This is a genomic window from Streptomyces flaveolus (assembly GCF_000716535.1).
Classification (GTDB): Bacteria; Actinomycetota; Actinomycetes; order Streptomycetales; family Streptomycetaceae; genus Streptomyces; species Streptomyces flaveolus_A.
Window position 1 is genome coordinate 1 of record NZ_JNWV01000084.1, and the last position, 10,689, is coordinate 10,689.

Sequence of the window (10,689 nt, forward strand, 5' to 3'; positions counted from 1 at the left end):
GGGAACCGTACTGTCGCCCGCCACCCAGGAGATCACCCGCCTCGCCCGCCGCATGCTGCTCGCACACGGAGCCGCCCAACGGCCCGCGCGGGACGGCCTCCGCACATGATCGGTGATGAGCCGACCCACCAGCGCGCTCCCCCGCATCCCTCCGGACCGGATGATCACCCGATCGCGCTGCGCTTCGCCCGGTGCGTCATCGTGGAGCAGGCCGTCCGCCGGCTCGGGCTGACAGACCGCTGCATGGCCGATGAGGTGCAGCGGGAAACGCGGAGGCACCAGGGAGCGCAGATGCGCTCGCCCTGCGGACTGGCTGATCCGGCACGTCCTCAACCGGGTGAACATCGACGCGTTCACGTCGGCGGCAGCTGGGCCGCGAAAAGGAGCGGCCGCTGCCGGCCGGCCACTCGCGAACAGGCCCTCGACGCGTTGCGAATCCAGGGCTCGGCCGCCCGCCCGCGCCGTCCACGCCGCCACCTTCACCGGCCACGACTGGGCGATCAGCGATCGCGAGCAGCCCATGGCCGGGCGAGGGTGATCGGAGACCTGCCCTTTCATCGGCTCACCGATGTCCCGCATTGCAAGGAGCACCGCCATGTCCGGACGCAATACCGTTATCCGCAGCCTGCACGATCTGGGGCTGGCCGCGTGGTTCGGTGGCTCCCTGATGGGCGCGGTCGGTCTCAACGGGGCCGCCAAGAAGGAAGGCGGTACGGAGACCGCCCGGGCGCGCATCGCATCAGCCGGCTGGACCAAGTGGATGCCGGTCAGTGCGGCCGCGGTCGCTGCGCACCTCTACGGAGGCGGGGGCCTGCTCGCCGTCAACGCCCACCGGGTGTGCAAGCAGAAAGGCGTGGCCGGCTCCACCACCGCGAAGACGGTCGTCACCGCGGCGGCACTGGCCGCCACCGCCTATGCCCGCGTCCTGGGCAAGAAGATCGAACTCGCCTCCTCCCCCGACCCCCAGGACACCGAGAAGGCAGCCAAGCACCCCATCGACACCGCCAAGGCACAGCGCCAGCTCGCCTGCGTGCAGTGGGCGGTGCCGGCCCTGACCGGAGGCCTCGTGGTCCTCAACGCCCTGCACGGCGAACAGCAACGGCCACTCGAGCAACTGCACGGCATGTGGGAGCACGCCCGCGCCGTCACCCCGCTCCTGCCCTGACGGTCAGCACGGGGCGCTGAGCGTGTAGGTGTGGGTGGTGGTCCACACGGCGCCGTAGGCCGCTGTGCAGGCGCGCTGACCTCCCTGAGCTGCCGTGCGGCCGAGGTCGAGCAAGGTGCGACCTGTGCGAGTTCTTCGGGACGACTCTCACCCCTGGTGTTCCGCAGCCGCCGGGACGACTCCACCGGCTCCTCGCCATCGAGCTCAAGCGCCCCACGGGGCCCCCGCGCGCCCGCCGAGCGGGAGGAGGCGGCACGTACATCGGTGTGCGAAATGGGCGCGACGCCACCCCTCGGCCACCGACCCGTGGTCGGCCTGAATCCCACCACCCCACACAGTGAGGCGGGAACCCTGATAGAACCGACCGTGTCGCCCCCACTCGCCGCCTACGGCTCGTCCAGGAGCGCGGTCACCATGCTGACCATGCAGTACGCCAAGACGATTCCAGACGTCCGCTTCAATGCGGCGGACCCAGGGCAGACGGCGACCGAATTCACCGGCCGGCTCGGCCACAGCGTCGAGGAGGGTGCCGAGGCGGCGGTGCGCATCGCCATCCTGGGGTCCGACACGCACCGGTACGGTGACCGACCGCACCGGTGTGCTCCCATGGTGACCGGGCAGGTCCGACGCCGCGTGTCCGGAGCATCGCGACCCGGACGGCCGCCTCGTCCCCGTCAGGTGTGAACCGCCCTGCCTTCCCACCTGTGCACGGGACCTGACCGTCCGTCCTGCCGACGAGTCCGAGCCGTTCGACGACCCACCCATGGCCGGTACCGTCCCGGCCCCGGCCGAGCTCAGGGCTTCGGCGCCCTCGGGGTCAGCACGCTCCGGCTCGGATCCAGTGCCCTGTGTGTCCAACATCAGGGTCAAGGCCTTCCCTCGCATGACCGCCCTACGCCGTCCTGTCAGCACTCCGGAGAACCACCCCACCGCGCTGGTCTCCGCCCGGCCCGAACTGCCCAACCCAGACAGCGAGGCCAGGCCGTTGGGGACGTCTGGCCGACCGCGCCTACGGATGCGTGTCCGTGATCGCGATGACCTCGTCGAGGCGGTCCCGCGCGGCCTCCAGGTCGTTGATCTTGGCCTGGATGCGCTCGCGTTCGACGCGCAGCATGGCTCGTTGATCGGCGTCGGTGTGCCCGGAGTCCCAGCACGGAAGGAGTTCGGTGATCGTTCGGCTCGTCAGGCCGGCGGCGAACATCTGCTGGAAGAAGCGGACCAGGGAGATGGCCTCCTGCCGGTACAGGCGCTGGCCGGACGGGCTGCGCTCCGGGGTGAGCAGCCCCTGCTGCTCGTAGTAGCGCACGGCGCGCACCGAGACGCCGGCCCCCCGTGCCACCTCGCCGATGCGGATCAACCGCTCGGTCGCGTCCGCTGGGACAGACATGGTGATTCCTCTCACCCTGGCTCTGACGGCCAGCACTTGCCTCTGACGTCAACGTCAGGTTTTAGCGTACCGGACATGGACATCAACAACTCCGTCGCCCTTGTCACCGGAGCCAACCGCGGCCTGGGCCGCGCCTTCGCCCAGCGCCTGCTCGAACGGGGCGCCCGCAAGGTCTACGCGACGGCCCGCCGACCGGAGACCGTGGACCTGCCCGGGGTCGAGGTGCTGCCCCTCGACATCACCGATCCCGCATCCGTGAGGGCCGCCGCCGCGGCCGCTCCGGACGTCTCGCTACTCATCAACAACGCGGGAATCAGTACGGGGACCGACCTGGTGACCGGTTCGCCGGACGCGGTACGGCGCGAACTGGAGACCAACACGTTCGGCCACCTGGAAATGATCAGGAAGTTCGCGCCGGCGCTCGCCAGGAACGGCGGGGGCGCGATCGTCAACGTCCTCTCCGCCATGTCGTGGTTCGGGGGCAGAGGCGCCGGTGCCTATCACCTGTCCAAGGCCGCCGCCTGGGCCATGACCAACGGCGTCCGCCTGGAGCTCGCCGAGCAGGGCACGCTCGTCACAGCGGTACACCTCGGCCTGGCCGACACCGACATGGCCGCGAGCTGGCCCGTGGACAAGATCGCTCCGTCGGACTTGGCCGACGCGGCGCTCGACGGTGTCGAGGCGGGCTCCGCCGAGGTCCTCGCCGATCAGTGGAGTCGGGATGTCAAGTCCCGTCTGCCCCTGACGCCGGAAGAGTTCAACGCCGCAATGGACCGCGCCCTGGCGGCGCTGACGGCGGCCTGAGGGCCCCTCGGGCCGCACGGACTTCGGTCTCCTGCTTCTCGTCGGCCTCTCGAACACCTCTGCTGAGGGCATGCGTCGTAAGCCACGTCGGATGCGCTGGTCGAGGTGTTCGGGGGTGCTGAAGGCGACGTCGAAGAGCCGTCCGCGTCGCAGGAGAGATCAGATGCCTTCGCCGGATCCCGTGATCATCACCGGCTTCCACACCGGCCGTGACAGTCACGCTCGACGGGCTGGGGGCCGCTGCCCCGGAGGTGCTCGCCGGTCGGGAGACCAGGGAGGCCAAGGCTGTTGCTGCTACCTCGTCACAGCACAGACACGTGGTCGCCCCCCTTCTCGCCGGGTGCCGCAATGCTGACCGGGGCTTCCGGGTCATGACGCGGACGGTGCGGCCGGGGTGCCGGGCTCGGGACGCCGGCGGTAGCGGGTGCCATCGGTGTGGACGGTGCCGCCGGTCGGAACGGGGAAGTGGGTGCCCAGTAGCAGGCTGTCCGTGCCGGCCAGTTGCTCCAGGAGCCGGGTCCGGGTGAGCACCGTCTGCTGTGCGTCGGTGTCGACGCAGCTGGTGATGTGGGGGTGTGACAGCTGCACCGGGTGGTGGATGCTGTCGCCGGTGATCAGAGCCGTGCGGTCGGTGCCGCGCACTTCCACGGCGACCTGCCCGGGAGTATGTCCGGGGGTCGGGACGAGGCGAACGCCGGGAGCCACCTCGCGCCCGTGTTCGGAAACGTCGACGGCGTCGTACTGACCGCTGTCGCGGACGGGACAGACGGAGTCGCGGAACATCCGGCGGCGCGCCTCGTCCATTTCGGCCGAGGCCCAGTAGTCCCATTCGGCGCGGCTGGTGAGGTAGCGGGCGTGCGGGAACGTCGGTTTCCAGTGTCCGTCGAGGAGACGGGTGTTCCAGCCGACATGGTCGGTGTGAAGGTGGGTGGTGATGACGAGGTCCACGGAACCTTCCTCACCCTCGGACGCGCGCTGATCTGCTGGCGACGCCCGAACTCCCGGTAGGAGCTCCATCGCAACTGACGGCCGAACCATCCCCCGTGCGGTCCGATCGTCCGGGCCGCGACCCTTGAGCAGCGGCCGGCACGGATCATTTCACGCGTTCGGCTCTGTCTGTGGCCAGGACGCTGTCGAGTACGGCGGCGAACCTGTCCCGTGCTTCGTCACGCAGGGACACGTAGCAGCGCGTGCCTTCCATACGTTGCAGAAGGAGCCCGGCGTCGCGGAGCACCTTGATGTGGTGACTGAAGGTGGACTGTGCGAGCTGCACATTGAAGTCTTGGCGTGTGTGTTCGTTGCCGTCCGCAATGATGTTCATGACGTGGAGGCGGACAGGGTCGCCGAGGGCTGACAGCACTTTCGCGAGGGTGACGGCTTCGAGGTCGGGATGGGTCAGTTCTCTGGGCATGACTTCCAGCATACTTCGAACATCGACGATAATCGATTATCGTGGGTTTCCGGCGCCGCCCCGGAAGCTCTCACGCTGCCTCGCCGCAGAGGCCGCGCGATACGAGGAGGGCGCTAGCGGGGTTTCGATGCCCGGCGGGGCCCCGCTTCGGTCCAGCCACCTGTCACCACAGTGAGGAAGTACCGTCATGAAGCTTGAGCCCACCCTCGACGGTCGCGTCGCGATCGTGACCGGCGCAGGCTCGGGGATCGGCCGAGCCACGGCGATCGCGATGGCCGAGGCGGGGGCCCACGTCCTCGGTGTGGGCCGACGAGAGGCAGCCCTGGAAGAGACCGCCGCCGTCCACTCAAACATCGCGACCCTCGCCGTCGACGTGCGCTCGGAGCAAGCTCCCGAGCTGATCATCGGCGAGGCGATCGACCGGTGGAAGCAACTGGACGTGCTGGTGAACAATGCGGGCGCAACCGCTCGCGTCTCCCTCCAAGAGGTGACACGCGAGCGCATCACTGATCTGTTCGACCTCAACGTCATCGCGCCCACCATGCTCGTCCAAGCGGCACTTCCCCATCTGCGCCGCAGTCATGGCTCGATCATCAACATCTCCAGCACCTACGGCCACCGCCCGCAGCCCGGCGCCGCCCACTACGCGGCTTCCAAGGCCGCGCTGGAACAGCTGACACGTACCTGGGCGCTCGAACTGGCCGAGGACGGGGTCAGGGTGAACTCCATAGCGCCCGGCCCGACGGAGAGCGAGGCACTGTCCATGAGCGGTCTCACCGAGGAGGACGTGGCACGGGTCAAGAAGGAGCAGGCCGCACAGATTCCTCTCGGCAGGCGAGGTGAGCCTGAGGAAGTGGCGTCCTGGATCGTTCGCTTCGCCGATCCCACGTCGACCTGGCTCACGGGCCAGATCCTCACCATCGACGGCGGGCTGGAACTGGTCTGATCCGCATGCCCTGTCGGGGCTCCTGGGCCGGTTCTGGGTGGATCTTCGTGATCGGCCCGCCACGGGAACCGGCAGATGGCGTGGTTCGGCCGGCTCGCCCGCCGGTACCCCTTCTTCCGGGCCCCGGCCGCATGCAGGTGAGCCCGCAGGATCGGGGAGTCCACCGGCATGGCCGGGGCCAGATCCTCCTCGGCGTCACCCTGCGCCATCAGCGCGGTTACGATGAGTGAGGGGCGAGCAGTGCCCCGGGTCCGGCGTCGACGGATCCGGGGGCCGGGGACGGTCGCACCGCTCCAGATCGCGCTGGGCCGGGTGGAAATCCGGCCGGCACTCCCGCAGCTCTGTAAGCCCACCGTGACGAGCTGACGGCCGCGTTCGCGCATCTGGGCATCTCCTTCGGACCGATCGAGGGTGGCTGCTTCGGCTTCCGTCGCCTCGACGACGAGCACCCGGACTCCGACAGGGCGTTCAAGCTCCCGCGCGACGACATCGCGGTGGCACGGGAGCGGCTCTCCTGATCAGTCACGCAACCGATCCGTCCTGCCTGGTCGAGTCGCGACTCCCTGGCAAGCGCTGACCGTTCGTAACCAGGTGCCCGTGGCAGTCATCGAAATGGTCTGCTCCGGCGCACGGGTCCATCGCCGGCGACTGGAGCGCCGGTCCCGTGTCATCGTGGGCTTCTGCTCATGTGCAGCCGATCCGAGGGGCGGGGGCCGGCCGGGTGAGGAACTCGGCCCGGTGCGGCACGGGGGCCGTGGACGGTCAGTGAAGGGCGTCGGCCGGCACAACAGCATTGTGGCGTGCGGCGTCTTCGGCGACACGATTGCGTCCGGCCTTCGCAGGTGGGAGGGCGGTTCCTGCCGGTTGCGGTGAGGCGCCAGAACAAGTGCCCGATGCGCGGGCCACGTTGCGGACGTGAATGGCCGGTATCCCACTCCGAAACGCAGGCGTGTCTGCCAGTACAGAGGGCAACAGGAGACCACGAAGAGGTCGCTGAGCGCATCTCGGTTCACGACGGATGGCCGACGGCAGGGAGGTGGAAGACGATGTGGTGGTTGTGGCTGGTCGTCCTCGTCGCGGTGGTGGCATTGCTCGCCGGGGCGGTGGTCCTCGTTCAGGCACGACGCCGGTCCGGAACGGTGATCGCGGTCAACCGCGGGCGCGCCGGCCGGGGAGGCGGACGGTGAACACCCTCGTACTCGCCTCCGAGCTGTCCGGACGAGTGGTGGTGACACTCGGCGGGGAGGCGGTGGCACAGATCAAGGATGTCGTCTTCGACGGGCCGGCGGGCCGGATCACCGGTTTCACCCTCAGCGGGCGAGGCCTGCTGGCCGGGCCGCTGAAGCAGAGCCTTCCCTTCTCCCACGTGCACGCGGTCGGGCCATCCGCGGTGATGATCGTCAGCAAGGCTCTCTTCGAGGACCGGGACGCGGTCGTCGGACGCGGCGAAGCCGATCGCGGCCGAGTCCCGGGGGCTCCGGTCCTCACCGAAGAAGGCATCGACATCGGCACCGTGGCGGACGTGGTCATCGAGACGGGGACGAGCGGCCGGGTGGTCGGCTTCGAGGTCGCCGCCAACGACAACCTCGACCCGCAGCACCGCAAGGTGTTCGTGCCGCGCGGCCAGTCCCTGGCCGTCTCCGGTCATGCCCTCGTCGTTCCCGCGCAGGCACGGCATTTCGTCACGGACGACCTGCCCAGCTTCGCCGCCCAGGTCGAAGCCTTCCTCACTCACATGCGGCACCGCTGACCAGGCGCCGCTCCGCCCGACGTAGGAGGACCCGCGATGCTCTTCTCCCAGGCCCTCGGCCTACCGGTGATCACGGCCGACGACGCGACCACCGTGGGCAAGGTGGCGGACCTGACCGTCGACGCACACGACGCCACGGTAGCCGCGGTGCGGTTGTCCGGCGCGGCCGACCGCACCGAAGCGCTGCCGTGGAGCGCTGTGGAGGCGGTGGGCACGGACGCGGTGATCGTCCACTCACGTGTCACAGCCGAGCAGGGCCAGGACCGTGTGCCTGCCCATCATCGGGCACTCGGGAGCCGGGTGCTGACCGAGCACGGCGCCGAGCACGGAACGGTCAGGGACATCGCCTTCGACCCCGTCTCCGGTCGCATCCTCACGCTCTACACCGCCCTCGGGGAGATCGCCGGCGCGCGCCTGATGGGCCTCGGCTCCTATGCCGCGGTGGTGCGCGCCGAACCTGCCCTCACCGGTGCCGTCGGCTCACCGTGATGCCCCGTTGCTCCCCGTTCGGTTGGTGCGCTGGTGACGCACGTGAAATCCGCGCCTGGATCAGGCCAATGCCATCAGCTCGGCCGGTTCGGCGTCGGTGGACCTCCGGCGAGTCGACCTAGACGGCTGTCACCCACTCCTCTCGCCTTGGTGGGCGCCTCAGACCAGCCCGCCACCCGAACGGGGCTGAAGCAGACGGTGATTGAGCCGGTCTGCCCGTCCATGGTCCCAAGGCCCGGACGGCCGGGTGGTCGGTGCCGTCCAGCAGAAGTCCGCGGCGATGACGGTGAGCGGGAGGAGTGGCACGGCGAGAACCGGGCGGAGGCAGCGGCGGTCGTCGTCCACGGGAGAAGGGCTGGTCATCGGCGCGGCGCGCTCCTTGCGTCGGCCAGGTTGTTCATCAACCTCACCCGTGGGCTTGGGCGTCGGTGGCCCGTGAGTACCTGGCCCAGCTGAAGACGGAGAGCGCGTTCGCCCGTGTGCTCTTCGAGGAAATCGCCCCGGATACCGGGCTGACCGCCGATCTCCCGCCCGGGGATACCGGCTGCCAGGTCCAATGATAGCCCGTTGCCCAGAGCATCTGGTTTGCCCTTCCTGAGGGCTGGACCCCAACGGCTCGTGCCGCCCGTTCCACCTGGAGATCGCGTGGTCGCGCAAACAGCCGATCAGCGGGCACGCAGCGCATCGCGCTCCACTTGCGGCATATGGGTGATCGGCGTTGACTGGAATTACCTTGATGACCAGCGAGAGTCGGATGTGATGTCCGCCGTCCGCTCTTCAGCGAGTCGTCGTCAACTCTCCCGCATTGCGCTGGTCGTGCCTGGTGCCAAGCGGCAAGACCAGTTGGGCGTGTTCTACGACCACGGAATGCTCCTGCTGGTACCCGCCATCGGAGGTCGCAATGACACACGTCTCGTTTGCCCGTAGTCCACTACCCAGGGTCATGGCCTTGCTCATCACGGCCGCCTTGACGCTTTCCCTCTCGGTCGCGTTCACGCTCGTCTCAGCGAATCAGGCAGCCGCTTGCCTCACCACAAGTAAGCTTCCAGGCACGTGGTATTCGAGCAATGACAGGCTGAGCCGCGTCGACGTAACTGTTTCGGAAAGCTGCGGTCTCTACGTCAGGGCCTATTCCACGTGCGACCACGACTCGACCAGGGATTGCCCCTGGGACAACGGCCGGACGAAGAAGCTGACCCCCAGCAAGTACGTCCCCGGCGCCCGGTACGCCTGGTACACGTGGAACAACGCGAGCGAGCAGCTGCGCCTGAATCGGGATTCGAACTACTTGTCAGTTCAGGATCACATTGAATGGAAATCCGGCAAGGTGGAAGACTTCACGGTACGCATGTCCAGGTGATCGCCGACAGCGCTGTCATGTGCCACCACGCGATCCGCCGGACGCTGTGGCTTCTGCGCGCCGGTTTTGCCCCTCGCGGTGTGAATCTGTCGCGCTTCTGGCACGCGGCACTGATCACCAGACACGACAACAAGGCCCAGGTCTCTGACCTGGGCCTTCAGTATGGAGGGGGTGACGAGAGCCGAACTCGCGCCCTCGGCTTGGGAAGCTGCCGCTCTGGGCGCTGTTCGAAGAATGCGACCGGCCGGGTCTGACCCTGGTGCCGAGGGCCTCGCGGCGTCCCGTGTCGCTCGGCTTGCGGCCGGGCCGGTGTCCTTGTGTCACATCCGCAGCGGTGACGGGAGACCCTCCTGCCGTCCCACCTGATGCCCTGACAGGGGGCACTTCCCACACTGGATGCACGGATGGTGCACCCGCCGCTGTCGACGCTGCGTCGGGTGCGCCTCCTGGCGGTTGAACGGAGAGAGTGTGACAACCATAGGCTCGACCGTGACGAACAGGCGGAGCGAGGACGAGGTTCCGTTGATCACCGCGTCACCGGCCTTGACCGGCGCCCTTCAGCAGGTGCTCCTCGCACTGGCCGTAGTCGGCGTTTCCGCTCGCGCGCGGGTGCTGGCGAGGCGGTAGGAGTCGGTTGCGGTCTCGATGATGGCGCCGTTGAAGGTGAGGCGGTCGACGATGGCCGCGCAGAGACGGGATCGGTGAAGGTCTTGGTCCACCCTCCGAACGACTCGTTGGAGGCGATGGCAACGCTGTTCTTCTCCTCACGCTCGGTCAGAACCCGGAACAGCAGTTCCGCGCCGTGCCGGTCGAGTTCGAAGTGTTCGAGTTCGTCGATGCAGAGAAGATCGACGCGGCCGTAGCGTGGATGGTCTTGTTCAGCTGCTTCTCGTTCGCGGCCTCGACCAGTTCGTTCACCAGCTGGCGCACGTCCAGGTCCGCGGCAACGCCCGAACGCTGGCGGACGGCGCCTGACGCTCGACCACGGCCGGGGCACGGCCCCCGGCGGTATGTCAGCAGGCCGCTGTCCCGATACGCACCGCTGGCCCGATGCGCGCCGCTGCCCCGATACGCGCCGCATCGCCGTCGTGTGGGCACGGTTCCCCCGCCCGGCCGGGTCCGATCTCCTCACCCCTGCTCGACGAGCAAGCCGTCGAACCCCGCAGGGTGAGCAGGGAGGAGGCTCCGCCCACCTCGCCGCCGGCCGGGTGATCACATGGTTCAACGAGGCGCGGAAGAGCGTGAGAGTGCGCCGGCGAAACCCCCGATCATGTGCGCAGGCCGTCCCGCGCGGGCCGTTGGGCGGCTCCGTGTGCGAGCAGCATGCGGCGGGCGAGGCGGGTGATCTCCTGGGTGGCGGGCGACAGTACGGTTCCC

Annotated in this window: 11 protein-coding genes and 1 pseudogene; 7 read left to right on the top strand and 5 right to left on the bottom strand. The window is 68.7% G+C overall.

The features are described from left to right. Positions 1-597: hypothetical protein (locus OO52_RS52365; protein WP_031031638.1), on the bottom strand; the 597-nt coding region annotated here is incomplete at its 3' end. On the opposite strand from OO52_RS52365, the gene OO52_RS44730 reads away from it, so the two are divergent. Continuing rightward, the gene (locus OO52_RS44730) at positions 596-1,165 is read left to right on the top strand and encodes a hypothetical protein (RefSeq protein ID WP_030659082.1); all 570 of its coding nucleotides are present in this window, start codon (positions 596-598) and stop codon (positions 1,163-1,165) included. The two genes, OO52_RS52365 and OO52_RS44730, sit on opposite strands and share 2 nt — an antisense overlap. A 414-nt stretch (positions 1,166-1,579) precedes the next feature. After that, positions 1,580-1,849 carry a hypothetical protein gene (locus OO52_RS49130; RefSeq protein ID WP_199820070.1) on the top strand — a complete coding sequence of 90 codons (270 nt, stop codon included), beginning with the start codon at positions 1,580-1,582 and terminating at the stop codon, positions 1,847-1,849. Positions 1,850-2,174: 325 nt separating this feature from the next. Here OO52_RS49130 and OO52_RS44735 read toward each other — a convergent pair whose 3' ends face one another. After that, positions 2,175-2,552, bottom strand: a complete 378-nt coding sequence (locus OO52_RS44735) for a MerR family transcriptional regulator (RefSeq protein WP_030659086.1) — start codon at positions 2,550-2,552, stop codon at positions 2,175-2,177. A gap of 75 nt (positions 2,553-2,627) precedes the next feature. Here OO52_RS44735 and OO52_RS44740 point away from each other — a divergent pair, with 75 nt between their 5' ends. Beyond that, entirely contained in the window at positions 2,628-3,356 is a 729-nt protein-coding gene (locus tag OO52_RS44740; protein ID WP_030659087.1) for an SDR family oxidoreductase, read from the top strand. 369 nt (positions 3,357-3,725) lie between these two features. Here the strand turns inward: OO52_RS44740 and OO52_RS44745 are convergent, their stop codons facing one another. Both OO52_RS44745 and OO52_RS44750 read right to left on the bottom strand, forming a co-directional pair. Continuing rightward, positions 3,726-4,394, bottom strand: coding sequence for an MBL fold metallo-hydrolase (locus tag OO52_RS44745; RefSeq protein WP_324608333.1), 669 nt, complete (start codon positions 4,392-4,394; stop codon positions 3,726-3,728). A gap of 55 nt (positions 4,395-4,449) precedes the next feature. Further along, a complete protein-coding gene (locus OO52_RS44750) occupies positions 4,450-4,767 on the bottom strand; it encodes an ArsR/SmtB family transcription factor (protein WP_030659090.1) in 318 nt (105 codons plus the stop codon). Between the two features lie 187 nt (positions 4,768-4,954). Between OO52_RS44750 and OO52_RS44755 the strand changes: the two genes are divergently transcribed. The 4 genes from OO52_RS44755 to OO52_RS51305 all read left to right on the top strand — a co-directional run bounded on the left by OO52_RS44755 (position 4,955) and on the right by OO52_RS51305 (position 9,312). Next, a complete protein-coding gene (locus OO52_RS44755) occupies positions 4,955-5,713 on the top strand; it encodes an SDR family NAD(P)-dependent oxidoreductase (protein WP_030659092.1) in 759 nt (252 codons plus the stop codon). 1,183 nt (positions 5,714-6,896) lie between these two features. Then, positions 6,897-7,463 carry a PRC-barrel domain-containing protein gene (locus tag OO52_RS44760; RefSeq protein ID WP_030659094.1) on the top strand — a complete coding sequence of 189 codons (567 nt, stop codon included), beginning with the start codon at positions 6,897-6,899 and terminating at the stop codon, positions 7,461-7,463. Between the two features lie 36 nt (positions 7,464-7,499). Beyond that, positions 7,500-7,952, top strand: a complete 453-nt coding sequence (locus tag OO52_RS44765; RefSeq protein WP_030659096.1) for a PRC-barrel domain-containing protein — start codon at positions 7,500-7,502, stop codon at positions 7,950-7,952. A 943-nt stretch (positions 7,953-8,895) separates the two neighbouring features. Continuing rightward, entirely contained in the window at positions 8,896-9,312 is a 417-nt protein-coding gene (locus OO52_RS51305; RefSeq protein WP_158712675.1) for a hypothetical protein, read from the top strand. A 557-nt stretch (positions 9,313-9,869) separates the two neighbouring features. Here OO52_RS51305 and OO52_RS46685 read toward each other — a convergent pair. Further along, positions 9,870-10,236: pseudogene (locus OO52_RS46685) on the bottom strand (ATP-binding protein); the annotation flags it as partial. Positions 10,237-10,689: the final 453 nt, after the last annotated feature.